This window comes from Streptomyces flavalbus, from assembly GCF_042674625.1.
GTDB lineage: Bacteria > Actinomycetota > Actinomycetes > Streptomycetales > Streptomycetaceae > Streptomyces > Streptomyces flavalbus.
The window spans coordinates 7,494,874-7,519,628 of record NZ_JBHTEB010000001.1; the positions used below are offsets into that span (position 1 = coordinate 7,494,874).

Annotated in this window: 21 protein-coding genes and 1 pseudogene; 14 read left to right on the forward strand and 8 right to left on the reverse strand. The window is 73.7% G+C overall.

What is annotated here, in order from left to right; all coding sequences use genetic code 11:
* Nucleotides 1–195 precede the first annotated feature (195 nt).
* Nucleotides 196–1,359: a VOC family protein gene (locus tag ACFQZ6_RS33410; protein ID WP_381617019.1), complete on the forward strand. Its 1,164-nt coding sequence runs from the start codon at nt 196–198 to the stop codon at nt 1,357–1,359.
* Nucleotides 1,360–1,734: 375 nt separating this feature from the next.
* Nucleotides 1,735–3,894, forward strand: a complete 2,160-nt coding sequence (locus ACFQZ6_RS33415; RefSeq protein ID WP_381618859.1) for a SpoIIE family protein phosphatase — start codon at nt 1,735–1,737, stop codon at nt 3,892–3,894.
* Between the two features lie 8 nt (nt 3,895–3,902).
* On the opposite strand, the gene ACFQZ6_RS33420 is transcribed toward ACFQZ6_RS33415, so the two are convergent.
* Complete coding sequence (locus ACFQZ6_RS33420) at nt 3,903–4,559, reverse strand: TOPRIM nucleotidyl transferase/hydrolase domain-containing protein (protein ID WP_381617022.1); 657 nt, start codon at nt 4,557–4,559, stop codon at nt 3,903–3,905.
* A gap of 97 nt (nt 4,560–4,656) precedes the next feature.
* Nucleotides 4,657–5,154 carry a carboxymuconolactone decarboxylase family protein gene (locus ACFQZ6_RS33425; protein ID WP_381617025.1) on the reverse strand — a complete coding sequence of 166 codons (498 nt, stop codon included), beginning with the start codon at nt 5,152–5,154 and terminating at the stop codon, nt 4,657–4,659.
* Between the two features lie 101 nt (nt 5,155–5,255).
* Here ACFQZ6_RS33425 and ACFQZ6_RS33430 point away from each other — a divergent pair, with 101 nt between their 5' ends.
* The 3 genes and pseudogenes from ACFQZ6_RS33430 to ACFQZ6_RS33440 all read left to right on the forward strand — a co-directional run bounded on the left by ACFQZ6_RS33430 (nt 5,256) and on the right by ACFQZ6_RS33440 (nt 8,050).
* Complete coding sequence (locus ACFQZ6_RS33430) at nt 5,256–6,221, forward strand: pirin family protein (protein WP_381617028.1); 966 nt, start codon at nt 5,256–5,258, stop codon at nt 6,219–6,221.
* 161 nt (nt 6,222–6,382) lie between these two features.
* A pseudogene (locus ACFQZ6_RS33435) lies at nt 6,383–6,903 on the forward strand (hypothetical protein); the annotation flags it as partial.
* A 13-nt stretch (nt 6,904–6,916) separates the two neighbouring features.
* Entirely contained in the window at nt 6,917–8,050 is a 1,134-nt protein-coding gene (locus ACFQZ6_RS33440; protein WP_381617031.1) for a polyprenyl synthetase family protein, read from the forward strand.
* 289 nt (nt 8,051–8,339) lie between these two features.
* Here ACFQZ6_RS33440 and ACFQZ6_RS33445 read toward each other — a convergent pair whose 3' ends face one another.
* The 3 genes from ACFQZ6_RS33445 to ACFQZ6_RS33455 all read right to left on the reverse strand — a co-directional run bounded on the left by ACFQZ6_RS33445 (nt 8,340) and on the right by ACFQZ6_RS33455 (nt 11,571).
* Entirely contained in the window at nt 8,340–9,050 is a 711-nt protein-coding gene (locus ACFQZ6_RS33445; RefSeq protein WP_381617033.1) for an SDR family NAD(P)-dependent oxidoreductase, read from the reverse strand.
* 100 nt (nt 9,051–9,150) lie between these two features.
* Nucleotides 9,151–10,401 (reverse strand): NAD(P)/FAD-dependent oxidoreductase, encoded by a 1,251-nt coding sequence (locus tag ACFQZ6_RS33450; RefSeq protein ID WP_381617036.1) that lies wholly within the window; start codon nt 10,399–10,401, stop codon nt 9,151–9,153.
* A 165-nt stretch (nt 10,402–10,566) separates the two neighbouring features.
* On the reverse strand, nt 10,567–11,571 hold the full coding sequence (locus ACFQZ6_RS33455; RefSeq protein ID WP_381617039.1) for a MerR family transcriptional regulator: 1,005 nt from the start codon (nt 11,569–11,571) through the stop codon (nt 10,567–10,569).
* A 91-nt stretch (nt 11,572–11,662) separates the two neighbouring features.
* Here ACFQZ6_RS33455 and ACFQZ6_RS33460 point away from each other — a divergent pair, with 91 nt between their 5' ends.
* From ACFQZ6_RS33460 to ACFQZ6_RS33475, 4 genes are all read left to right on the forward strand, one after another.
* Nucleotides 11,663–12,271 carry an RNA polymerase sigma factor gene (locus ACFQZ6_RS33460; RefSeq protein WP_381617042.1) on the forward strand — a complete coding sequence of 203 codons (609 nt, stop codon included), beginning with the start codon at nt 11,663–11,665 and terminating at the stop codon, nt 12,269–12,271.
* 103 nt (nt 12,272–12,374) lie between these two features.
* Nucleotides 12,375–13,211 (forward strand): DUF4397 domain-containing protein, encoded by an 837-nt coding sequence (locus ACFQZ6_RS33465; protein ID WP_381617045.1) that lies wholly within the window; start codon nt 12,375–12,377, stop codon nt 13,209–13,211.
* On the forward strand, nt 13,204–13,848 hold the full coding sequence (locus ACFQZ6_RS33470; RefSeq protein ID WP_381617048.1) for a class F sortase: 645 nt from the start codon (nt 13,204–13,206) through the stop codon (nt 13,846–13,848). Before ACFQZ6_RS33465 ends, ACFQZ6_RS33470 begins: the two co-directional genes overlap by 8 nt.
* A 71-nt stretch (nt 13,849–13,919) precedes the next feature.
* Nucleotides 13,920–14,357, forward strand: a complete 438-nt coding sequence (locus ACFQZ6_RS33475) for a hypothetical protein (RefSeq protein WP_381617051.1) — start codon at nt 13,920–13,922, stop codon at nt 14,355–14,357.
* 63 nt (nt 14,358–14,420) lie between these two features.
* Here the strand turns inward: ACFQZ6_RS33475 and ACFQZ6_RS33480 are convergent, their stop codons facing one another.
* The gene (locus tag ACFQZ6_RS33480; protein ID WP_381617054.1) at nt 14,421–15,419 is read right to left on the reverse strand and encodes an AraC family transcriptional regulator; all 999 of its coding nucleotides are present in this window, start codon (nt 15,417–15,419) and stop codon (nt 14,421–14,423) included.
* Nucleotides 15,420–15,531: 112 nt separating this feature from the next.
* Here ACFQZ6_RS33480 and ACFQZ6_RS33485 point away from each other — a divergent pair, with 112 nt between their 5' ends.
* Nucleotides 15,532–16,212, forward strand: a complete 681-nt coding sequence (locus ACFQZ6_RS33485; RefSeq protein WP_381617056.1) for an NAD(P)H oxidoreductase — start codon at nt 15,532–15,534, stop codon at nt 16,210–16,212.
* Nucleotides 16,213–16,236: 24 nt separating this feature from the next.
* On the opposite strand, the gene ACFQZ6_RS33490 is transcribed toward ACFQZ6_RS33485, so the two are convergent.
* Complete coding sequence (locus tag ACFQZ6_RS33490; protein WP_381617059.1) at nt 16,237–18,468, reverse strand: MMPL family transporter; 2,232 nt, start codon at nt 18,466–18,468, stop codon at nt 16,237–16,239.
* Nucleotides 18,469–18,637: 169 nt separating this feature from the next.
* A complete protein-coding gene (locus ACFQZ6_RS33495; protein ID WP_381617061.1) occupies nt 18,638–19,603 on the reverse strand; it encodes a LysR family transcriptional regulator in 966 nt (321 codons plus the stop codon).
* A gap of 150 nt (nt 19,604–19,753) precedes the next feature.
* On the opposite strand from ACFQZ6_RS33495, the gene ACFQZ6_RS33500 reads away from it, so the two are divergent.
* From ACFQZ6_RS33500 to ACFQZ6_RS33515, 4 genes are all read left to right on the forward strand, one after another.
* A complete protein-coding gene (locus ACFQZ6_RS33500; protein WP_381617063.1) occupies nt 19,754–20,878 on the forward strand; it encodes a tartrate dehydrogenase in 1,125 nt (374 codons plus the stop codon).
* A complete protein-coding gene (locus tag ACFQZ6_RS33505) occupies nt 20,875–22,548 on the forward strand; it encodes a hydantoinase B/oxoprolinase family protein (RefSeq protein ID WP_381617066.1) in 1,674 nt (557 codons plus the stop codon). The genes ACFQZ6_RS33500 and ACFQZ6_RS33505 overlap by 4 nt, the downstream gene beginning before the upstream one ends.
* Before the next feature lie 111 nt (nt 22,549–22,659).
* Nucleotides 22,660–23,295: a hypothetical protein gene (locus tag ACFQZ6_RS33510; RefSeq protein WP_381617069.1), complete on the forward strand. Its 636-nt coding sequence runs from the start codon at nt 22,660–22,662 to the stop codon at nt 23,293–23,295.
* A gap of 133 nt (nt 23,296–23,428) precedes the next feature.
* The gene (locus ACFQZ6_RS33515) at nt 23,429–24,703 is read left to right on the forward strand and encodes an MFS transporter (RefSeq protein WP_381617072.1); all 1,275 of its coding nucleotides are present in this window, start codon (nt 23,429–23,431) and stop codon (nt 24,701–24,703) included.
* Nucleotides 24,704–24,755: the final 52 nt, after the last annotated feature.

The window sequence follows — 24,755 nt, forward strand, 5'->3', positions numbered from 1 at the left end:
CTGCTGGTCAACTGCACCCACACCCCTGTGCGTTGGCAGTGTACGGCCGAGTCCACCGGGCAGCCCACCGGGCCGACAGCGCGAGGTCTCCCGGCTCCTCAGGAGGCTGTGCGCGGTTCTTGACTGGCGGGAATCTCAAAGCTGAGGATGTCATCAGTCGCCGCTTCGGCGGCCACCCGGGGCTGGGAGGGCACCATGTCCGTACGGCACGCGCGGGATGACGGGGCGGCGGCGCGGGGCGACGTCCGCACGGCCCACCAGGACCTGCACAGCGAGCGGGGCGCCCTGCGTGGCGAGCACCCGGGGCGAGCCCGGAACCCGGTGGTCAAGGTGGCTGACCTGGCCTGGCTGGAGTTCGAGAAGCCGGACCTGGACCGGGCGGAGGTGTTCGCCCGGGACTTCGGCTTCGGCGTCGCCGCCCGCACCGAGGGGGAGCTGTGGCTGCGGGGCACCTTCGCGGGCCCGCCCTGCGTGGTGGTCCGGCGTGGCCGCGCCTCCCGGTTCATCGGCCCGGTGTTCCGCGCCGCCGACCGTACGGACCTGGACCGGCTGGCCCGCGCCACCGGCACGTCCGTGCGGGACGCGGACGTCCCCGGCGGCGGCAGCACGGTCGCCCTGCTCGACCCCTCCGGGTTCCCGGTCCGGGTCGTGCACTGCGCCGGGGAGCTGCGCGCCCTGCCCGGGCAGCGCCCGCTCACCCTCAACTCCGGCCCCCGCCACCGCCGTACCAACGCCACCCAGCGCCCGCCCCGGGAGCCGTCCAGGATCCAGCGGCTCGGCCACGTGGTCCTGGAGACGAGCGTGTTCGCCCACACGCTGGACTGGTACCTCGACACCCTCGGCCTGATCGTCTCCGACTTCCTGTTCCTGGACGGGCAGCGGGAGCGCGGGCCGACGATGGCGTTCCTCCGCTGCGACCAGGGCGACCGGCCCGTCGACCACCACACCCTGGCGATGCACCTGGGCCCCGGTACCGGTTACGTCCACTCGGCCTACCAGGTCACCGACCTGGACGCGCTCGCCGCCGGCGGGGAGTACCTGGCCGAGCGCGGCTACCGGCGCAGTTGGGGCATCGGACGGCACATCCAGGGCAGCCAGCTCTTCGACTACTGGCGCGACCCGGACCGCCTGATGCTGGAGCACTTCACCGACGGCGACCTGTTCTCCCACGACCTGGAGCCAGGCTGGGCGCCGATGTCCGCGAGCGGGCTCGCCCAGTGGGGCCCGCCCGTGACCCGCGACTTCCTGGGCACCAGCCCGTCGCCCGCCAAGGTCCGCGAGGTCGTGGCGGCCCTGCGCGGCGACAACGAACTCGACCCGGCGCGGCTGCTGGGGCTGATACGGGCGATGACCCCGTAGGGGCCACGGGTGTCGTGGGAGCGGTCGTCCGCCGCGGGTGGCTCGCGGGACGGCGTGCCCCGGCCGCCGCGGAGGCGTAGCGTCGCCCTATGGGAGAGGCTGGGTACGTGCGGAGCGCATATGCGGCCGGGTGCCGCGACGGCCACCGCGCACCTCCGCCGCCCGGGACGCTGGAGGTGCCGGGTGACCAGCACGGCTGACGCGGGTGATGCTGGTGGTGCCAGCGGGGCTGGTGGGCCTGGTGGTGGTGCTGGTGGCCGTAGCGGGCCCGGTGGTGCTGGCGGTGCGAGCGGCGGTGCTGGCGGTGCGAGCGGCGGTGCTGGCGGTGCCGGTGACGGCAGTGGTGCCGCTGGTGCGGTCGCCGCGCGGGACGCGCTGGACGCCGCGTTCGCGGAGACGGTCCGCCGCACCGGCGCGTCCATCGGCGTCCTGTACCTCCTCGACGCCGACCGGCAGCTCCTGCGCCTCGAAGTGCTCTGCGGGGCCTCGATCGAGCTGGCCGCGCCCTGGGCGCGGGTGTCGCTGACCGCCCCGGCGCCGGTGGCCGACGCCGTCCGGCAGAACCGGCTGATCTGGCTGGGCGGCCAGGAGGAGATCGCCCACCGCTACCCGCGCACCGCGATGGCGCTGCCCTACCCGCTGACGATGGCCGCCGCCCCGGTCTCCGGCGTCCGGCACTGGGGCGCGCTCCTGCTGCTGTGGTCCGCCACCCGGCCGCCGTACATGACCGGCAGGGAACGCGGCCACATCATGTCCCGCTGCCGACGCCTCGCCCGGCTCCTGGAGGAGGCCGCCGAGCGGGGCCTGCCCCGGTGGTCCGACGCCGGTCCGCGCGTCGTCGCCCCGGCCGCCGCACGCCCGGACGTCAGCCCGGCGCTGGCCGTGGCCGACTTCGTCGAGCGCCTGCCGGGCGGCAGCTGCGCGCTCGACCTGGAGGGGCACTTCACCTACGTCAGCTCCGGCGCCTGCGAACTGCTCGGCCGCGCGGCCGGTGAGCTGCTGGGCACCCTGCCGTGGCAGTCGGTGCGCTGGCTCGACGACCCCCTCTACGAGGACCGCTACCGGGCCGCCGTCATCAGTCGCGAACCCGTGTCGTTCACCGCCTGCCGCCCACCCGACCAGTGGCTGGAGTTCCACCTCTTCCCCGACTCCAGCGGCATCAGCGTACGCCTGGCCCCCATCGGCGTCCTCCCCCGCCTGCTGACGGCGCCGCGCGTGACGGGGACGGCGGGCGCGGGGGAGACCGGGGACACCGGGGACACCGGGGACACCGGAAACACCGGGGGCGCGAAGGGTGCGGAGGCGGCCACCCCGGCCCGCGCGGGCCAGCTCTACCAGCTCGTCCACCTAGCCTCCGCGCTGACCGAGGTCGTCGGCGTGCAGGACGTCATCGAGCTGATCGCCGACCAGATCATGCCCGCGTTCGGCGCGCAGGGCCTGATCCTCTCCATCGCCGACGCGGGCCGACTGTGGATCACCGGCCACCGCGGCTACACCCCCGAGGCCGTCGAACGCCTCGACGGCCTGACCGTGGACACCGAGTTCACCCCGGCCGGACGCACCCTCGCCAGCGGCATCCCCGCGTTCTTCGCCAGCGCGGCGGAACTGAGCCGTATCTACCCGGACGCCCCGGCGGCCAGCGGCGGCAAACAGGCGTGGGCCTTCCTGCCGCTGATCATCTCCGGCAAGCCCATCGGCTGCTGCGTCCTGTCCTACGACCACCCCCGTGAGTTCCCCGCCGAGGAACGCGCCGTCCTGACCTCGCTGGCCGGACTCATCGCCCAGGCGCTCGACCGGGCCCGCCTCTACGACACCAAGCACGCCCTCGCCCATGGGCTGCAGCAGGCGCTGCTGCCGCACGTCCTGCCGGAGGTGACCGGCCTGCGGGTCGCCGCCCGCTATCTGCCCGCCACCCGCGGCATGGACATCGGCGGCGACTTCTACGACGTCATCCGGCTCGGGGACACCGCCGCCGCGGCGGTCATCGGGGACGTCCAGGGCCACAACGTCGCCGCCGCCGCGCTCATGGGGCAGGTGCGCACCGCCGTCCACGCCCACGCCACCGTCGGCACCTCGCCCGCGCGGGTCCTCGCCGCGGCCAACCGGCTGCTGACCGACCTCGGCGTGGACCTGTTCACCAGTTGCCTCTACGCCCGCCTCGACTTCGCGCGCGGACGCGTGACGCTGGCCAGCGCCGGTCACCCGCCCCCGCTGCTGCGGCTGCCGGACGGCGACACCCGGCCCCTCGTGCTGCCGCCGGGCCCGCTCCTCGGCATCGACCCCGACGCCGACTTCCCGGTGACGGAGGTCCCGTTGGCCCCGGGAACGCTGCTCGCCCTCTACACGGACGGGCTCGTGGAGACCCCCGGCGTCGACCTCGACGACTCCATCGCCGCCCTCGCCGAGCACCTCGCCCACACCGGCCACGAGGACCTGGACCTGCTGATCGACGACCTGTTGAGGAAGGCGAGCGCGGCCCGGCAGCGCACCGACGACGTCGCGCTGCTCGTCCTGCACCGCGAGTCAAACCCCTGAACGACGGTTCAGACGTGGGTGAGCAGCCGCTCCAGCGGCCGGGGCACGCGCCCCAGGTCCAACTGGCTGACCAGCGCCCGCGCGTAGAGCGCCTTGCGGCCGCTGTGGGTGCCCATGAACCGCCGCAACTGGTGCTCCACGGGCCGCTGCCGCTGGGCGGGCTGGTTCTGGAAGGTGTGGAAGGGCCGCGCCTCGCCCTGCGCCGCGATGACGTCCCGCACGCCGTCGGCGCCGAGGGCGCGGATCAGCTCGTCCTCCAGGTCGGCGACGCACACCTGGAACCCGAGCTTCTCCAACTGGGCCCGGGTGAGCGCGGAACCGAGCCCGACCCGCTCCAGATGACGCCGGAAGTGCCGCTCCTCACCGATGTCGCAGAGCCCGGCGAGCGGCAGCCCGAGGCCCGCGGGACCGCACACGTCCAGGAAGCGCCCGATGTTCGTGGCGCCGCCGAGCGGCACCACCGCGACGCCCTCCGCGGCGAGGTCCCGGCCGTGGCGCGCGGCCAGCGCCTCCAGCGCGGCCTGGTCGCTGCTGCCCTCGACGAGGACGACGGTGTGCACCCCGCGACCGGCCAGCTCCCGCGCCCGTACGGCGGCGGCGCTCGCCCCGGTACCACCGGCCGCCCATGCGACCAGCGCCTGCCGGAACCGCCCCAACTCGTCCACGAGACCTCGCTTTCCCCCGCCATCGTGGCACGGCGGAGATCCCACCCGCACCCGGGTTTCCGGGGCGGGTGACGCGGCGCCTCAGCCACCCTTGGGGTCAGCGCGGCGGCGCCGCGCCCTCACCCCGCACGGGGTGCTTGCTCATGATCGACACCCGGTTGAAGGCGTTCATGGTGATCGCCACCCAGATGACCGCGGAGATCTCGTCGTCGGTCAGCGCGGCACGGGCCTGCGCGTAGGCCGCGGTCTGCGCGGCGGCGTCGGCGGGGTGGGTGGTGGCCTCCGCGAGCGCGAGGGCGGCGCGTTCCCGGGGGCTGAACAGTTCGGTGTCGCGCCAGGCGGCCAGTACGCCCAGCCGCCGGGTGGACTCGCCCGCGCGCAGGGCCGCCCGGGTGTGCAGGTCGAGGCAGTACGCGCAGGTGTTGAGCTGCGAGACGCGGAGGTTGACCAGTTCGACGAGGATCCGGTCGAGCCCCGCGTCCGCCGCCTCCCGCCGTACCGCCTCCGCCGTCGCGGTCAGCGCGCGGTACGCCTCGGGGCTCTGCTTGTCGACGTAGACCCGCTGGCCGGGTCTCGTCGCCGCCGTCCCTGTCACATGATCTCCTTACCTTGAGCGATCATCCGTCCCTCGTCATATCATCACCACATCGACAGAGAATGTTGAATGTCGAACATTCAGCCGCTGGGAGGACACCCGTGAGCAACACCGAGACCCACCCCACCGAGCTGAAGTGCGGCGAAGCGCCCGGCGAGCCGTCCGTCGTCGAGATCCTCACGGCCCGCCAGGTCCCCCTCGGCGGCCCGCGCGCCATGCCGGTACGGCGCACCCTCCCGCAGCGGGCCCGCTCACTGATCGGCGCCTGGTGCTTCGCCGACCACTACGGCCCCGACGACGTCGGCAGCACCGGCGGGATGGACGTCGCCCCGCACCCGCACACCGGACTCCAGACCGTGAGCTGGCTCTTCAGCGGCGAGATCGAACACCGCGACAGCCTCGGCAGCCACGCCTTCGTCCGCCCCGGCGAACTCAACCTCATGACAGGCGGCCACGGCATCGCCCACTCCGAGGTCTCCACGCCCGACACCACCGTCCTGCACGGCGTGCAGTTGTGGGTCGCGCTGCCCGACGAACACCGCGCCACCGCACGGGACTTCCAGCACTACGTCCCGACCCCGGTACCCCTGGACGGCGGTCAGGCCCGGGTCTTCCTCGGCACCCTCGCCGGAGACACGTCCCCGGTCCGCACCTTCACCCCCCTCCTCGGCGCCGAACTGTCGGTCGCCCCCGGCGTGACCCTCACCCTCGACGTCGACCCGGACTTCGAACACGGCCTCCTCGTCGACACCGGCGACGTCCGCCTCAACGGCACGACCATCGAACCGGCCGCCCTGGGCTACACCGCCCCCGGACACCGCGCCCTGACGATCACCAACGACGGCCCGTCCCCCGCCCGCCTCGTCCTCCTGGGCGGCCCGCCCTTCGGCGAGGAGATCATCATGTGGTGGAACTTCATCGGCCGCACCCACGAGGACATCGTCCAGGCCCGCGAGGACTGGATGGCCGGGTCACGCTTCGGCGAGGTGCGGGGCTACGACGGCGCTCCCCTGCCCGCACCGGAACTGCCGAACACACCCCTGAAGCCGCGAGGAAGGGCACGCTGACGTACGAATACGGCGCGTCGTACGTCGACAAGCCAGGATCGCTGCTGCGCCTGTCAAGCGGCGTGCTGGGCGAGTAGGCACCCAACCTTGGCGTCGGGGTCTAGACGCTTGAGTCGCAGGCTTCCCTCGGAAGCGACTGCCCATCAGTGCCCGATGGCGTGTTCGTCGAGCACCGCCTGGCCACGTTCGGCCCCTACGAGGACGCCATGCACGCCGCCGACCCTGTCATGAGCCACGGCCTGCTCTCCTCCTCCCTGAACCTCGGCTGGGACCCGGCCGCGGTCCCGGACTGGTCCCACCGCTGTTTCGTGGACGGCTACGACCGGGTCATGGTCCCCAACGTCGTGGGCATGTCCCAGTACGCCGACGGAATGCGCATGACGACCAAGCCCCAACGTCGGGCGGCGCCTACGTGAACCGCATGAGCGACCTGCGCGGCCCCTGCGCCTACCGGCCCGGCGACCGCACCGGTGACCAGGCGTGCCCCTACACCGCTGGCTACTGGGCGTTCCTCGACCGGCACCGGGAGCGGCTGGCCCACGACCACCGAGTCGCCCGGCCGGTACGGCAACTCGACCACCGCCGTGAGCCCGGTCGACGTCGGCGCCGGACGGGACGGCGGTCGGTGCATCCCTGGAAGGGCGCCGGGCGGAAGCAGGGCCGTGCGGACAACCAAGAGTGAGAAGGGGCCGTTTATGCCTGGACTGCCGTCGGTGGCGGCCCCACCGGCCGAACCCGTGGACGCCCCTCTCGCGGCGGCCGACGCCGTGGGCCCCGTCCTCGGAGAGGTACTCGACGAACGGCTGCGTCTCTCCCGTGCCGTCGACCCCGTCTTCGGCCGGGAGCTGGCCGACCGCCTCGCCGCGCTGGCCACGCGGGGCGGCAAGCGGCTGCGCACCGCGTTCGCCCACTGCGGCTGGCGCGCCGCGGGCGGCTCGGGGGATCCCTCCGCCGTCCTGCGTACGGGAGCCGCACTCGAACTGCTGCAGGTGTGCGCCCTGGTGCACGACGACGTGATGGACGGATCCGTGCGGCGACGCGGCGTACCGGCCCTGCACGTCCAACTCGCCCGCAGGCACTGGGCGGCGGGTATGTACGGCTCCTCGGAGTCCTTCGGCACGTCGGCCGCCGTCCTCGCCGGTGACCTGGCGCTCGCCTGGGCGGACGACCTGCTGACCGAGACGGCACTCGGTACGCCGCACGGCGCGCGCCTGCACGCGGAGTGGCGGGCGATGCGCACCGAGATGGTCGCCGGACAGTACCGGGACCTGCACGCCCAGGCCGCCCGGTCCTCCGGGGTCGACGAGGCGCTGACCATCGCCACATTGAAGAGCGCCCTCTACACCGTCGCCCGGCCCCTCGCGCTGGGAGCGTGCCTCGCCGGGGCCGACGAGCGGGTGCTGGACGCGCTGCGGGCGGCTGGCCGGTGCGCCGGGCTGGCCTTCCAACTGCGCAACGACCTCCTGGGGGCGTTCGGCGACCCGGCGCTGACCGGCGAGCCAGCCGACGACGACCTGCGCTCCCGCAAGCTCACCTACCTCCTCGCCGTCGCCGTCCAACTCGCCGACGCGCGCGATGACCGCCAGGCCGCCGCGGCGCTGGCACCGGACGCGGACCTGACGTCCGGGAAGGCCGTGCGACAGGCGCGGTCCGCGCTGCGGCGCACCGGAGCCCGGGACGTGGTGGAGGCGAAGATCGAGGAGCTGGCCGACCTGGGCCTGACGCACTTCGAGCGCTCCGGCGCGCCCCCGGCCGCACGGCACGAGTTCGCCGCGCTGGTCGAGCGTGCGACGGGCGCGGCTCCGAGCGCGGAGGAGGAGGTCGCGTGACGGGGGTGGCGGAGCCGACCGGTCAGTCCTCCTGCTGGACGTCGGCGGTACCCGGGGTGCCCGACGCCACCACGCGACGCGTCCTGGTCCGCGCCGGGGCGGTGCCCACTCCCGCAGCCCGCAGACGGCGGAGGCGAGCCCGGTCAGCCGACTCCGGGGCAGCCGTCCGTTCGACGCGGTGCCGGGGACGTCCGGTCCGTGCCGGTCCGTGCCGGTCCGTGCCGGTCCGAGCTTGCCTGCGACGCCGCGACGGCCGAGCGGCTGCACCCCTCGGCGGGACACCACCGTCTCACCGGGCCCGGCGCTCGACGACCGGGCCTCCGTCCGGGCCCGAGCGCAGCAGTTCGGCATCGGCCTCCAGCGCGTCGGCGACCCCGACGGCCACCTGACGCGGGTCGCCGCCCTCGGGCAGCCGTGGGGTGGTGCCCGTCACGGGTCGCTCCGCGAAGCCGGTGTCGAGGTGCGTCGGCCGGATCTCCAGGACCGTGATCCCCGCACCGCGCGCTTCGCGGCGTACGGCGTCCAGCCACGCGGTCAACGCGGCCTTGGAGGCGCTGTAGTCGGCCATCCGGGGCTGTGGCCGTTCGGCCACCACTCCGGTGACGGCGGCGATCGCGGAGCCGGGTCGCAGGATGCCGAGCGCGGCGCGGAAGAACGCGGCGGGCGCCAGGTGGTTGACCGCCATCAGGTGCTCCGCCACCTTGTCACCGACCTCCGCGGCCAGGCCGAAGGCGACCGACCCGAACGCGACCACGACGGCGTCCAGCCCTCCCCACGCCGCCGCCACCTCGCGCACGGCCCGGGCGCACGACTCGGGAGCGTAGGCGTCGAAGGACACGGTCGGCGTGCCCGGACGCGTCCGGGCGGCGTGCGCGAGGCGGCTCCCCGCACGTCCGGCGAGGGCCACGCGGGCACCCCGATCGGCCAGTTCGGTGGTGATCGCACCACCGAGCACCCCGGTGGCACCGGCCACCAGGACACGCGCGCCGTTCAGTTCCACGCTTCACTCCTGGGGACGCACAGCGATCTCTTCGGCTCGTGACGGGTTCGGGAGCGGGGCCTTACCCGGACGCGGCCGGGCGCCTCCCGGCGTACCGGCGTCATCCGTCCGGTCGCAGGTCGGCCGTCACCTCGCGCGCGGCGCGCGCCCCCGACGCCAGGGCACCCTGCACGGAGCCGGTCGCCCGGTGGTCCCCGCACACGTACCGCCCCGGGCCGAGGCGGGTGGTGCGGCTCAGCGGCCAGGGGGGAGGCATCGCCGGGAGCGCCCCCTCGACCGTGTGGGCGGCGACCTGCCGCCAGCCGCCCGTGTCGGTGCCGTACATCTCGGCGAGACGCCGGAGCACCGCCTCCGCCCTGCCAGGAGGGTCCGTTCCCAGTACGGAGGTGGAGACCAGCCCGGTGCCGGGCGGCGCGTAGGTGGGGGCGACCTCGCTGAGGACGCAGGTGTTCAGGACCGTCCCGGTGCTGTCCACCATCAGGGTCGGTTCGGCCAGCGGTGGGCCGTCGGTGGCGTGGTAGTAGGTGGTGACGGTGCGGGTGTCCGGCACGGCCAGTCCCGGCAGCAGCGTGGCGGCGGTCGCCGGGTCCGTCGCCACGACGACGGTCCGGGCGGGCACCTCGCTCCCGTCCCGGAGCAGCACTCCGGCGTCGGTGACCTCCGCGACGGGCGTGCCCAGACGCAGCACACCGCCGGGCAGGCCCTCGGCGAGCTGGGCCGGTACGGCGCCGATCCCGTCCGCTGGCAGGCACAGGGAACCCCGGACCATGCTTCGCCAGACCAGGTGGAAGAAGCGCGCGGACGTCTCCAGCCGGTCCTCCAGGAAGACGCCGGACAGGAACGGCCGCAGGACGTCGGCGATGACGGCGTCCGACAGCCCCAGGCCGGAGAGGGCCTCCGAGGTGGGGCGGTCCCGGCGCCGCGCGGTGGCGGACACGGGCAGCACGGCGTCCCGCACCGTGAGCGCCGCCAGCGCGGCGAGATCGCGGGCCGACAGCACCCGCCCCGGCAGCAGAGTGCCCACCGCGCGGGGCTCCCTGGTCGGATCGGCGAGGCGGACAGGTCCGCCCGGGGTGTGCGCGACGAGGCCCGCGGTGAACGGCCGCAGCCGCAGCCTCCTCAGCTCCAGCCGCCGCTTCACCTGCGGATACGAGGTGTTGAACACCTGGAAGCCCCGGTCCAGCAGGAACCCGTCCCTGCGGTCCGTGCGCATCCGCCCGCCCACACCGTCGGACGCCTCCAGCAGAACCACCCGCCATCCGGCGCGGCACAGGTCCAGGGCGCAGGCGAGACCGGCCAGCCCCGCGCCCACGACGACCGCGTCCGGTACCCGGCGGTCCTGGTCGCTCACGCTCCTCCTCCGTCGCCGCCGTCCGCGCGGCCCGGCCGGTGCCGGACGTGCCGCGAGCGCGGCGACCGCCCGTCAACGGCCACGGGGCGGCGTACCGGTCCAGCGGACCACGTCGCCCGGCCGATGCCCAGGCGCCACGACCAAGCGCCGTCGGGGAGCGACGCGTCAGGAGGACACCGAGGACTCCACGGCCGCGACGGCCTCGGCGAGGCCCGACGGACGCGCCAGCCCCGCCACCGACTGCCCGGCCCAGCCGGGGCCCAGGGTCAGGACGACCGGCCTGCGACGGGCGCCGCGCACACCCCACTCCATCCCGGCCACGTACTGGGCCAGCGGCCGACTGGCGGTGGTGCGCGACTGTGCCCACAGGCCCACCACGGCGGGCCCGGTCCTGCGCACCGCCGCGACGAGCGACTCCACGGGCAGGGCACCACCGAACATCCGCACCGGGACGCCCCGCTCCGTCAGCGCCGCGGACAGGACCTCTAACGGCAGGGTGTGGCTCTCCCCCGGCACGCAGGCGAGCACCGTGGTGGCACCGGGCCGGTCCGCGACCGTGTGCGAGGTGGCGCGCCGGAGCGCGCCGGAGACGTGCCAGGACAGGAAGTGCTCGACCTCGACGTACTTCTCGCCCGAGGTCTCCCACTTGCGGCCGACGGCCTGGAGCGTCGGCATGATCACCTCGGTCCAGGCGGCGACCAGCCCGTGTTCGGCTATCGCGCCGAGCAAAAGTTCGTCCAGGACGGCGGCGTCCAGACGCAGGGCCGCCCGGGCGATGCCCCTGCACTCCTGACGTGCGTCGCCGAGTCGCAGGCCGCTCCCCGCCCGGCTCCGGCGCCGGGCCGTGCTGGGGCGTGGACCGGCGGAAGGCGGGGGCTCGGGCGCCGCGGGTGACTTCTCGCCGCGGGCGATCCGGGCCGCCTCGGCCGGCGGCAGCCCGGTCACCGTCAGGGCGCACATGCGCTCCAGTCTCGCCACGTCCGCCGCCGTCCAGCGCCGGTGCCGACCACCCGTGTGCGCTTCGGGTCCGAGCCCGTACCGGCGGTCCCACGTGCGGACGGTCGTGGGTGCCACCCCCAGGCGCCGGGCCACCTCGCCGGTGGTCAGGCCACCACCGTGCGGGCCGCCCTCGTCGACCTGGTCCTCACCGTTTCCCGTACGCGCGTTCACCCTCTCACTATACGACGCACAAACGACGCACGTTGTCTGCGTCGTTTGTGACTTCAACACTGAAGCCACGCGCACGGCAGGAGGAACGGCCATGAACACCCACACCCGACCGACCACCACCCTCGCCCCGCCCGTGGAGGAGACGCGGTACGAGGAGGAACTGGCGCACGGCCTCGTCGCCGCCGACGAGGAGGCGTTCGCGGCCATCTACCGGCACTGGGGCTCACTCGTGCACACCATGGCCACCCGCTCCCTCGGCGACACGCACGAGGCCGAGGACGTCACCCAGCAGGTCTTCGTCGGCGCCTGGCGGGGACGGCACGGCTTCCGGCCCGAGCGGGGTCCGCTCGGCGCCTGGCTGGTCGGCATCACGCGCCGCAAGATCGTCGACGCGCTGGCGGCCAGGACCCGGCGCCTGTCCCTGGTCGAGTCGGCCGCGCGGAACGCCGTGCCCGCCGGGCCCATCCCGCCCGCGCCGGACGACGTGCTCGACCGCGTGCTGCTCGTCGAGGCCCTGGCCCGGTTGCCGCAGGCCCAGCGGGAGGTGCTGTGCATGGCCTTCTACGAGGACCTGACACAGGTTCAGATCGCGGAGCGCACCGGGGTGCCCCTGGGCACGGTCAAGAGCCACGCCCGGCGCGGCCTGCACCGTCTGCGCACGGCCGTCGACCGGGGCGACGCACCCGGCGCGGGCTCCTGACCGGCGGGAGCGGTGCCGCGGACGCATCCACGGCACCGCCCACCCGCGAAACAGCGTCGAGACTCCCCAACAGGCGGAGGCTCCCCACGAAGGAATGATCGCCATGACTGCCAGGACCACCATCGCCATCGCCACCACGGCCGGGGCCTGTGCCCTCGCCCTCGGCGCCACCGCACCCGCCCTGGCGGGGCCCGGACAGGCTGAGGACAAGGGCATGGTGTCCGTGTTCCACGGCATCCCCGGCATGACCGTCGACGTCTACGCCAACGGCGAGGAACTGCTCAGCGACTTCAAGCCCGGAACCGTGACCGACCCCCAGTCCCTCGACGCGGGTACCTACGACATCCAGGTCTTCGAAGCCGGGCAGGACCCCGACGGCTCACCCGCCCTGGAAGAACAGGTGAAGGTGCCCGAGGGCGGCAACGCCACCATCGCCGCCCATCTCTCCGCCGACGGCGAGCCGCGACTGACGGCGTTCGCCAACGACGTCTCGACGGTGGACGCGGGCACGGCACGCCTGACGGTGCGCCATGTCGCGGCCGCGCCCGCCGTGGACGTACGGGCGGGCGGCCAGGCCCTCTTCACCGACCTGGCCAACCCCGACGAGGACACCACGGCCGTCGACGCGGGCAGCGTGATCGCGGACGCCGTCCTCACCGGCACGGACACCGTGGCCGTCGGCCCGGCCGACCTGAAGCTCAAGGAGGGTACGAGCAACGTCGTCTACGCCTGGGGCAGCGCCGAGGACAAGAACCTGGCCCTGGCCACCCAGACCTTCAGCGGCATGGACTCGACGCCCACGGCGGTCCACGCGGGCGTCACCGGGTCCGCCGTCACCCCGAACTCCTCCGACCAGTGGCTGACCTGGGTCGCGGCAGCCGGGCTGGTCACCGCGACGGGTGCGCTGGTGGCCCGCCGGGCCGCTGTCCGACGTGGCTGAGTCCGCGCGACGGCTGACCGGACTGGCGACGGCGGCTGCCAGAGTGGCAGCCGTCCTCGCCGTTTCCGGCCAGCCGTCGGAGCCCGCGACGGCACCGGCCGACTTCGGTTCCGCGCTCCCGCGGCGGACGGCCGCGGCCACCACGCCGCCCGGCACGGCGCAGGCGCGGTCCGACACCGCTGCCGCCGTCGCGCCGCCCCAGCGCGTCCGGGTCCGCGATGTCGGCCTCGACGCCCGGGTACGAGCGGTCGGCGTGACCGACCAGGGAAGCGTGACCGTCCCCGGGGACCCCTCCGTGGCTGGCTGGTACCGCTACGGCCCGGCCCCCGGCAGCCCCGAGGGATCGGCCGTGCTCGTCGGGCACGTGGACGGCGAGACGGGTGCGCTCGGCGAGTTCGCCGCGCTCTACGAGGTACGGCCCGGAGACCGCGTCGAGGTCGGGCGGGCGGAGGCCGCGCCGGTCGTCTTCCGCGTCGTCTCGCGCACCACCGTGCCCAAGGACGAGCTGCCGCCCTCCGCGTTCCGGCGTACGGGTGACCCGGTCCTCACGTTGATCACGTGTGCTCCGCCGTTCGACCCTGAGCGCGGGGGCTACCTGGCCAACCTCGTCGTCACGGCGGAGCCGGTGCGCGGGTGACAGCGTTTCCGGCCTCGCGCGAGCGGCGGGTACCGGCGAAGACGACGAAGCCCCGAGAACAGGAGGGCGCAGTGGGCCACGTCCACCCGTCGCACCTGGTGGAGCTGGCACTCGGTCACCCGAGCGGCGACACCGACGGCGGCGATCTGCGGCATCTCGCGGCCTGCCCGCGCTGCCGCGACGAACTGGCGCGTATGACCCGCGTGGTGACCGCGGCGCGCGGCGCGCGGGCGTCGGACCTGTCGACGGCTCCGCCCGGCCACCTGTGGCAGCGCATCGCCCAGGAGGCCCTGCGGGAGCCCGACGGGCCACCGGGCTCCGACGAGCGCTCCGCCACCGCGCGGGCCCGCGGCGTCCGGCACCGGTGGACAACCGTCACCGGACCGCTCGACGACATCCGCGCACTCGTCCTGACCGCCGCCGCCCGTCTCGTCCGGTGGTCGCGGATCAGCCCCGGTCGCGTCCCTGCCCGGCGGCGCAGACCTCCATGGCGGCGCCACGCACGCTGAACCAGCCACCGCACTCATGGCGGGCGCGAACCATCGCCCTTCAGCGCGCCCTGCCTCGGGGCTTCAAGGGTGCGGCCGGCGATGTCCGAACGCACCCCTGAAGCCGCGAGGAAGGGCACGCTGACCCGAGGAAACGGTCAACCTCGCGCGGAAGGCGCTAGGGCTCACGTCCCGGTGGCGTTTGAAGGCGGCGCTGAAGCCGAAGGCATCGGCGTAGCCGACCGACTTGGCGATCTGGGCGATGGAGGAGTCGGTGTCGGACAGGAGTGCCTCGGCCTCGTCCATACGGCATTCGGTGAGGTAGGTCAGGGGCGGGCGACCCATCACCTTGGTGAAGTGTTTGGCGAACAGCGCCCGGGAGACACCGGATTCGGTGGCGAGCGCCTCTACCGTCCACCTCTCGGAAGGCCGGGCGTGGAAGGCTTCGAGAGCGGGGGCGAGGATCGGGTCGGCCAGGCCGCGATACCAGTCGGGGGCTTCCGCGCCCGCCCGGTCGAACCAGGTACGCAGCGTGCACACCAGGGCCCAGTCCAGCAGCCGGTCCATCAGAGCCTGGGAGCCGGGAGTGCGCAGGGCGGCGTCGGCGGCGGCCGTCTCCAGCCAGGCGCAGACCTCCGTGCCCTCGTTGACCACGAGTACGGGCGGCAGCGCGCGGAGCAGTCGCTCATGGCGATGGCCCGAGGCGCGGTACGCGCCCACGATCAGTGCGGTGGCTCCGTCCGGATCGTTGCCCCACCGGATGCCGCCGAGATCCCGCGCGGTGCATTCGGCGTCCGCGGTGAAGCAGGCGATCTCGTACTCGACATGGGGGCGGTCGACGGTGGCCGGATGGTCCGCGAGGTGAAACGGGTCGGAGGCGCGCACGATGGCCGTGTCGCCGACGCCGACCGCCTGTTCGGTGCCGTCGGGCAGCAACAGGGTGCCACCGCCCCGCAGCACCGTGACCATCGTGAGCGGGGCGCCGTCGACGAAGCGGATGCTCCAGGGCGCTTCCAGCACGGCGTGGGTGACGACGGAGCCCTCGGCCCGGATGCCACCGAGTAACGCACTCAAAGGATCCACGCAGTCATCGTAGACGAACTCCTATGTAGTGGAGGGTTTCTCCTATGGATCGTCTAGTGGATCACGTGTCTACTGGACCGGTCGGACGCACCCACACCCGCCAGGAGAAGCCGTGTCGCACCGCAGCAGCGCTGCCAGGACCGCCCTTGTGGTCATCGCACACCACCGAGCCGATTCCCTCACCGCACACACCGCCCGCCGCACCAGGGAGCGACTCGAGACGGCCGGATACCGTGTCGACCTTCTCGACCTGCACGCCGAGGGGTTCGACCCGCGGATGAACGTGGCGGACCAGCCGGACTGGGGCAACCGGGAGAAGCCCTACTCGGACGAGGTCCAGACCCATATGCGGCGCGTTCTCGACGCCGACATCGTCGTCGCCGTGTTCCCCGTGTACTGGCAGAGCGTGCCCGCCCTTCTCAAGGGCTGGATCGACCGCGTGTGGAACTACGGGTTCGCCTACGGCCGCAGCAGGCCGCGCCTGGCGGGCAAGCGCATCCTGTGGCTGGGCCTGGCCGGTGCCACCTCCGATGACCCCGTCACGGAGGGGATGCGGGCCGTGCTGGAGACCAACCTGAGCGAGGGCATCGCCTATTACTGCGGCTTCTCCTTCTCGTCCGTCGCCCTGCTCCCCGACGCCGAGGAGCGCCCGCAGCGCATCGATGCCGAGGGCCGGCTGCTGGTAGGCGACGCCGTCGCGGGAGCCGAACGCGAGGCGCAGTACGCCGAGTTCGACCGCCGCGCGCGGAAGGCCGTCGAGGGCTTCCTCGCAGCGGAACTCGCGACGGCCTGAGGACGGACACGGGCTCCGGGCGCGTCACAGACCCGCCGACGCGGACTCCTTGACGGGGGCGGCGTGCGCGCCCGCCGTCCCGGGGGCGTGGAAGTCCTCGCCCTCGACGTCGAGGCGGGGCAGCACCCGGTCCAGGCGGCGCGGCAGCCACCAGGCCCGGTCGCCGAGCAGGGCCAGTACGGCGGGTACGAGGGTCATGCGGACCAGGAAGGCGTCGACGAGGACCCCGAAGGCGAGGGCGAACGCGATCGGCATGATGTCGGCGTCACGGGAGAACAGGAAGCTGACGAACACCGCGACCATGATGAGCGCGGCGGACGTGACCACGCGGGCGGCGTTGCGGGCTCCGCCCAGGACGGCGTCGCGGGCGTCGCCGTGGCGGTGGTAGTCCTCCCGCATCGCGGAGACGAGGAACACCTCGTAGTCCATGGCCAGTCCGAACAGCACCGACATCACGATGATGGGCACGAAGCTGGCCACCGGCCCCTGGCTCGGCACGCCCAGCAGGTCCGCCAGCCACCCCCACTGGAACACCGCGACGGTGGCTCCGAAGGCGGCGCCCACGGACAGCAGAAAGCCGAGGGTGGCCTTGACGGGGATGGCGATGGAGCGGAACGCGGTCATCAGCAGGAGCAGGGAGAGGCCGACGACGACGATCACGAAGGGCGCGAGCGCGCCGCTCAGCTTGTCGGAGACGTCGATGCTGACGGCGGTCATGCCGGTCACGGCGACGGAGCTGCCGGTGGAGTCGGCCAGCGGGCGTAGCCGGTCGCGCAGGTGGGAGACGAGGGCGCTGGTCTCCTCGGAGCGCGGCCCGGTGTCGGGGATGATCTGGACGCGGGCCGCCGTCTCGTCCTCGGCCAGGTCGGCGCCGCTGACGTCCGCGATGCCCGGCACTGCGCGCAGGGCGTCCTCGACGGCGGCGGCCGTGGCGGTGACGGTGGCGGGGTCGTCGTCCTCGACGAGCACGACCAGGGGGCCGTTGGCGCCGGGGCCGAAGGCGTCGCTGATCAGGTCGTAGGCCTGGCGGCTGGAACTGCTGGTGGCGGCGGAACCCTCGTCGGTGAGGGCGAGCTTCAGCTCCATGCCGGGGACGGCCAGGGCGAGGAGGGCGGCGGTGCCGAGGACCAGGTGGCGCACGGGGTGGCGCAGCACGCCCCGCGTCCAGCGCACGCCCATGCCGGGCGCCGGGCCGTCCTGGGCCGTCCGGCGGCCTACGGTGGGCAGGAACCCGCCGCGCCGGGGCGCCCTGGGCGTGAGCCGCTGTCCGGCCATGGCCAGCAGCGCGGGCAGCAGGGTCACCGCGGTGACGACGGCCACCGCGACCGCTCCGGCCGACGCCAGGCCCATCGACGTCAGCATCGGCACACCGGCGACGGACAGTCCGGCCAGGGCGATGAGGACCGTGGCCCCGGCGAAGACGACGGCGCTGCCCGCCGTGGCGGTGGCCGTGGCGATGGACTGCCGGACCGGCATCCCCGTGCCGAGCTGGGCGCGGTGCCGGGAGACGATGAACAGGGCGTAGTCGATGCCGACGGCGAGGCCCAGCATGATCGCCAGGGTGGGCGCGTTGTCGGAGACGTCGAAGACCGTGGCCAGACCGGCCATCGCCGCCATCGTGCCGACGATCCCGAGCACCGCGGTGAGCAGCGGCAGGCCCGCCGCGAGCATCGACCCGAAGGTGATCACCAGGATGACCAGGGCGACGCCCAGTCCGACCAGCTCACCGGGCCCGACGGGCGGATGTGAGGACTCGTACGGTTCACCGCCGTAGACCGTCCTCAGGCCCGCCCGCTCGGCCGCGGTGCCCGCGGACCTCACGCCGTCCAGGGTGGCGGCGGGTACGTCGTCCTCCTCCCTGGTGGAGAAGGTGACCCGCGCCACCGCGGTCCGCCCGTCCGCGGAGACGGTGCCGCTCTCGGACGGGTCGCTGACCCCGCTCACCCCCGGGACCCGGCCCATGGCCGCCAGACTGGTCTCCAGCGGCCCGCGCAGAGCGGCCTCGGCCAGCTCGTGGCCGGGCGGCGCCTGGAACACGATCTGCGCCGACTGCACGTCCGGCTCGGGGAAGTGCCGTTCCATCCTGGTCAGGGCCGACTGGGCCGGGGAGCCGGGAAGGGAACCGCTGTCCGTGAAGGACCCGGCGAAGGAGACTCCCAGGCCGGTCACCACACCGAGGGCGAGGAGCCACCCGATCACCATCGTGCGCCACCGGTGAGCACCCCACGCGCCCAGCCGGTACAAGAGCGTAGCCATCACTGATTCCCTCACTGCTAGGAAGCCGACCCGCCCCAGCCTGCTGAGCGGACTTGACGACGGCCCCCCGGCGAACCTGAGGGTTTCCTGACGGTTCCCGCCCCGGCGTCGTCAGGTCGCCGGGGGACCGCTCCCGCGCCGTCAGGTCGCCGGGACCGCTCTCGCGCCGTCAGGTCGCCGAGGGCTGTTCCGGCGCGCGCCGCAGCCGTGGCGGGAGCCGCTCGGCGAGGTACTCGATGAGCGCGCTGACCCGGCGCGGGACGTGCCCGTCCTCCTCCAGCAGGGCGTAGATGTCGGCGGGCGGTGTCGGCACGTGAGGCAGCACGCGGACGAGTTCGCCGCGGTCCAGATGCGGTCCGACGTGCCACTCCGAGCGCATGATGATGCCCCGGCCCTCCAACGCCCAACCGGTCACCACGTCACCGTCGTTGCTGGAGAGGCCCCCGTGGACCCGTACATGGCGGGGCCGGTCCGCGTCCCCGAAGCGCCACAGCGCGAAGTCGCCCTCGTTCTCCCGCAGCACGATGCAGTTGTGGTCGACCAGGTCCTCGACGCTCGCCGGGGCGCCGTACTCGGCGAGGTACGACGGTGCCGCGCAGGGCACCCGCCGGTTCTCGGCGAGCCGCCGCATCCGCAACGACGAGTCGGGCGGCATCCCGACGTGGACCGCGACGTCGAACTCGCGCCGGTGGGGCCGCAGCGGCAGCGCGGAGGTCTGCATCCGCACGTGCAGCCCCGGGTGGGCCGCCGCGAACTCGCCCACCAGCGGGGCGATGTGCGCGCGGCCGAGACCGAGCGTGGCCTCGACGACGAGGGAACCGCGCAGCCCCGCGGCGCGGTCGGTGATCGTGTCCTCCAGCTCGCGCACCTGGTCCAGGATCGCCTCCACCCGGGCCGCGTACAGCTCGCCCTCCGACGTCAGCACGAGTCGGCGGGCGCCGCGCTGGACGAGCCGGACGTCGAGGCGGCGCTCCAGCGCGCTGAGGCGCTTGCTGACGACGGGCAGCGAGCAGCCGAGTTCCCGGGAGGCGGCCGTCAGGGTCTCACTCGACGCCACCACGTGGAAGAAGTGCAGGTCGTCCACGAGTGAACGGCCCCTGGCCGCGGGGCGGCCCGAACGCCGGAGGCTTTCCATGGGGGAAAACGTACCTTGCCCGTTACGGCCTTGTAACGGGTGTCAGCGCTGGCCAAGGTAGGACCCATCGCGCCGTGGCCGGAATGCCTCCCTTCTTGAGAGTGCCGCTCACCGGACGTGCGCCTCCCTCACCTGGACTGGAGTGGATTCGTGCCGCAGAGCTATCGCATCGCAGCGATCCCGGGCGACGGGATCGGCCGCGAGGTCGTCCCGGAGGGCCTGAGGTGTCTGCGGGCCGCCGCCGACGCCCACGGCTTCCACCTCGACGTCACCGAGTTCGACTTCGCCAGCGCCGACTACTGGCTGAAGCACGGCACGATGCTGCCCGAGGACTGGCGGGACGTCCTCGGCGGCTTCGACGCGATCTTCTTCGGCGCGGTCGGCTGGCCGGAGGTGGTCCCCGACCACGTCTCGCTCTGGGGCAGCCTGCTGCAACTGCGCCGGGGCTTCGACCAGTACGTCAACCTGCGCCCCGTCCGGCTGCTGCGCGGCGTCCGCAGCCCGCTGCGGGACCACCGGCCCGGCGACATCGACTTCCACGTCGTCCGCGAGAACACCGAGGGCGAGTACTCCAGCATCGGCGGCCGGATCTTCGAGGGCACCGAACGCGAGACGGTGGTGCAGGAGACGGTCATGACCCGCACCGGCGTCGACCGGGTCCTGCGCTACGCCTTCGAACTCGCCGCCTCCCGCCCCCGCAGGCACCTGACCTGGGCGACCAAGAGCAACGGGATCTCGATCTCGATGCCCTACTGGGACGAACGCGCCACCGAGATGGCCGCCCGCTACCCCGAGGTGACCGCGGACAAGGACCACATCGACATCCTGACCGCGAAGTTCGTCCTCCAGCCCGACCGGTACGACGTCGTCGTCGCGAGCAACCTCTTCGGCGACATCCTCTCCGACCTCGGCCCCGCCTGCACCGGCACGATCGGCATCGCCCCCAGCGCCAACATCAACCCCGACCGCGCCTACCCCAGCCTGTTCGAGCCCGTCCACGGGTCGGCGCCGGACATCGCGGGCCGCGGCATCGCCAACCCGGTCGGCCAGATCTGGAGCGGCGCGATGATGCTCGACCACCTCGGCGAGCACGAGGCCGCCGCCCGGGTGGTCGCCGCGATCGAGGACGTGCTCGACGAGCAGCCCGCCGCGGTCACCCCCGACCTCGGCGGCACCGGCACCACACGGGAGCTGGGCGGGGCGATCGCGGCGAGGATCGCGGGCGGCGGGGGAGCGGCGGGCCGTACGTCCGGAGAGGAGACCGCGACCTCATGACCAGGCCCGTGTCCGACCCGATCGGCCTTGAGGTGCGCTGGGACCGCCTCGCCGCCGCCACCGACGAGGCCGCCGCGACCGTGCTGCGCACGGCCTTCTCCACGATCATCCGGGAGTCGAACGACTACACCGTCGTCCTGATGGACCGCGCGGGCCGCACCATGGCCGAGTCGCGGGCCGGGATACCGGCCTTCGCCGCCCTGATGAGTTCGCTGACCGAACGGGTCCTGCGACGGTTCCCGCTGGACGAGTGGCGGGACGGCGACAGCGTCATCACCAACGACCCGTGGATCGCCACCGGCCACCTGCCCGACATCGCCATGATCAGCCCGGTCTTCCATCGGGGACGGCTCGTCGGGTTCACCGGCACCGTGGCGCACTCCCCGGACATCGGCGGCACCCCCTCGACGGGCGCGACCGAGCTGATCTCCGAGGGCATCCTGATCCCGCCGCTGCGCCTGTTCCGGGCCGGTCGCATCGAGCGGGGCGTCAAGGACCTCCTGCTGACGAACGTACGGCTGGCGGACCAGGTGTGGGGCGACCTGGAGGCGCAGGCCGCCGCGCACGCCGTGTGCCGCCGCCGCGCCCGGGAGTTCCTCACCGACTTCGGCGAGGAGGACTTCGAGGACTTCGCGGCCCAGGTCCACGCGGTCACCGACGCCGCGATGCGAGCGGGAATCCGTGACCTGCCGGACGGCGTCTACCGGGTCGCCCTGGACGCGGACGGCGTCGACGGCCACCCCACCCACATCGCGAGCGCGGTGACCGTCCGCGGCGCCGAGGTCGGGATCGACTACACCGGCAGCTCCCCGCAGGTGCCGTACGCGACGAACTCGACGCTGAACCACACGCGTGCCTACTCCGTGTACCCGCTGAAGATCCTCCTCGACCCGTCCACGCGGACCCAGTGGGGCTCGTACCGCTCGATCCGGGTCACCGCGCCCGAGGGCACCATCGTCAACCCCACGTTCCCCGCGCCCGTCCTGGCCCGGCACCTCACCGGGCACCTGCTGTCCTGCGCGATCTACCAGGCGCTCGCGCCGGTGCTGCCCGACCGTGTCATCGCCGACAGCGGGGGCGCCCCCGCCCTGCGGGTCCGGTTCGCCGGGGTCGACGACGACGGCCGCCCCTTCAGCCTGATGCTCTTCGCCAACGCGGGCATGGGCGCCTCCAAGGAGGAGGACGGACTCTCCACGACCGCCTTCCCCACCAACTCGGGCGGCGGCAGCATCGAGGCCCTGGAAGCCGCGTCCCCGCTGCACTTCCTTCGCAAGGAGCTGCGGCCCGGATCGGGCGGCCGGGGGCGACGCCGCGGCGGCCTCGGCCAGGACATCGAGGTGCACAACCCGACCGGCCGACCGGTGCACATGGTCCTGCTCGGGGACCGCGAACGGCACCCGGCGCTCGGCCTCGCGGGCGGCGACCCCGGTGCCACCGCACAGGTCGTCCTGGACTCCGGCGAGCGCGTCCCGCTGAAGTCGGTCTCGCACCTGGCCCCCGGTTCCTCGGTGGTCATCTCCTTCGCCGGGGGCGGCGGGTTCGGCCCCGCCGAGGAACGCGAACCCGAACTCCTGATCGCCGACGAGATCGCGGGCTACACCGCTCCGCCCCACCGGCGGCACCCCGCCCGCACCCCCAGCGCCAGCGCCCATGAGGAGGCGGCCCGATGACCCGCACGGCCCGGATCGGCGTCGACGTCGGCGGAACCTTCACCGACCTGCTGCTGCACGACCCGCGCCGGGGACTGACCTGGGCTGGCGAAGGCGCTGAAGATCCCCCGCGTGATCGTGCCGATGCGCGCCGGGGTCATGTCCGCCTGCGGACTCCTCGCCGCCGCCCCCACCGTCGACGAGGTGCGCAGCCTGCCGTCGCCGCTCACCGACGTCGACTGGGACCAGGTCGCCGCGGTGTACGACGACATGACGGCCCACGCCACCCAGACGCTCCCGCCGCACGACCCGGCCCAGGTCGGGGTCCGCCGCTCGGTCGACATGCGCTACCTCGGCCAGGGCTTCGAGATCGAGGTCGACCTGCCCGAGCGGGACCTCGGCCCGGCCGGTGCCGACCGTGTCCGGGCCGCCTTCGAGTCGACGTACCGCGCGGTCTTCGGCCGGTCCCTCGACGGACCCGCGGAGGTCGTGAACTGGCGGCTGTCGACGCGGCTGCCCGGTGACGAGACGCCGACGGAGGGCGGCCACCCGAAGGGCGGCGACGCCAGCCGCGGTGTCCGGCCGGTCCACTTCCCCGGACACGGGCCGCTGGAGGCGACGGTCTGGAACCGCTACGCCCTCACGCCGGGAACCGAGCTGGAAGGCCCGGCGATCTTCGAGGAACGCGAGTCGTCCTGCTCCTTCGGACCGGACTGCCGGATCCGGGTCACCGACGACCTGACCCTGGTGGCGGGAATCGACCGGTAGATCGGTGCACCGGTGAGCACACCGGAGCCGCACCCTCCGGCCACCACCCCGGAGTTGCCCCGCCCCCCACGCCCACCCCGACAACCTCTCCAGTAGCTGCCCAGCATGGTGGCGGCGCGAAGGGACGACCCTGATGACGACGACGTCGGTAGGGCAGCGCACACGTACCCGGCGCATCACGTTCCTGGTCGCTCTCGCGGTCTTCGCCCAAGAGTCGACCTGGAACTTCTACGAGGCCCAAGTCCCCCCGCTGCTGCGGGAACACCTCACCAGCGCGGCCGTCGTGGGCCTGCTGATGGGCATGGACAACCTGCTGGGCATCTTCATCCAGCCGTGGATCGGCAACCGCTCCGACCGCACCCGGACCTCCTGGGGACGGCGGATGCCCTACCTGGTCGTCGGGATGCCGATCGCCGCCACGCTGTTCATCGTCATCCCGCACACCGCGGCGTCCCTGCCGCTCCTGATCGCGGTGATGTTCGCCTACGCGCTCGTCGCCAACACCTTCAAACCGATCGCCGAAGCGCTCGTCCCGGACTTCATCGCGCCCGAGCGGCGCAGCCGGGCCAACGCCGTCGTCAAGATCGCGTCGAGCGTCACGGCCATCGTCGCCGCGCTCATCAGCATCTTCCTGGTCGACGACCACCTGAGCCTCGCCTTCGCGATCCCCGCGATCATCATGCTGGTCTCGGTCGCGGTGCTCGCGGCCACCGTCCGCGACAGCCGGTCACCGGCCTACCAGGCCGCCGTCGCCGAGACCCACGACACCTCCGGCGCCGACCGCCCTGAGCCACGGGTCCGGGACACCTTCGTCGAGATCGTCAGGGACACCGACCGCAGTCGGCTCCTGCTCCTCGTCGCGATCCTCGTCTTCGGCAGCGCGTGGGCCGCCTCCCGGTCGCTGATCACGCCGTACGGGATGGAGGCGCTCGGCATGTCACGGGGCGCCGCGGGCGGCCTGACCCTGCCCAGCGGGATCGCCTTCATCCTGGCGGCCTACCCGGCGGCCGTACTCGCCGAGCGCTACGGGCGGCTGCGCGTCATGGCCGCGGGCATGTCGGTCTTCGCCGGTGCCATGGTGCTCGGCACGGTGATCCAGACGCCGACGGGCGCCGTCGTCGCCCTGTGCCTCGCCGCCGCCGGGGCGACCTGCTTCCTGGTCAACGCGGTGGTCGTGCTGTGGAACCTCGCCCCCTCGGCGCGGGTCTTCGGGACCTACGCGGGCATGTACACCGTCGGCTGGGCCGGTGGCGGCTTCCTGGGCCCCGCGCTGGTCGGCGGCATGGTCGACCTCAACGGCTGGCCGCTGATGCTCGTCGACATCGCCCTCGTCGCCGCGCTGTCGATCCTCGTCGTCGCCCGGATCAGCACGCTCCAGCGGCGCACCACCCCGACCCTCACCCCGTAGCACCAGCACCGTCCCGTGGCCCGGCGCGAGCCCGGCACGGGCGCCGTCAGAG

Coding starts and splice junctions, on each gene's coding strand:
- ACFQZ6_RS33410 (WP_381617019.1), top strand. CDS start 196: ATGTCCGTACGGCACGCGCGGGATGACGGGGCGGCGGCGCGGGGCGAC.
- ACFQZ6_RS33440 (WP_381617031.1), top strand. CDS start 6,917: ATGCCTGGACTGCCGTCGGTGGCGGCCCCACCGGCCGAACCCGTGGAC.
- ACFQZ6_RS33460 (WP_381617042.1), top strand. CDS start 11,663: ATGAACACCCACACCCGACCGACCACCACCCTCGCCCCGCCCGTGGAG.
- ACFQZ6_RS33465 (WP_381617045.1), top strand. CDS start 12,375: ATGACTGCCAGGACCACCATCGCCATCGCCACCACGGCCGGGGCCTGT.
- ACFQZ6_RS33490 (WP_381617059.1), bottom strand. CDS start 18,468: ATGGCTACGCTCTTGTACCGGCTGGGCGCGTGGGGTGCTCACCGGTGG.
- ACFQZ6_RS33495 (WP_381617061.1), bottom strand. CDS start 19,603: ATGGAAAGCCTCCGGCGTTCGGGCCGCCCCGCGGCCAGGGGCCGTTCA.
- ACFQZ6_RS33505 (WP_381617066.1), top strand. CDS start 20,875: ATGACCAGGCCCGTGTCCGACCCGATCGGCCTTGAGGTGCGCTGGGAC.
- ACFQZ6_RS33515 (WP_381617072.1), top strand. CDS start 23,429: ATGACGACGACGTCGGTAGGGCAGCGCACACGTACCCGGCGCATCACG.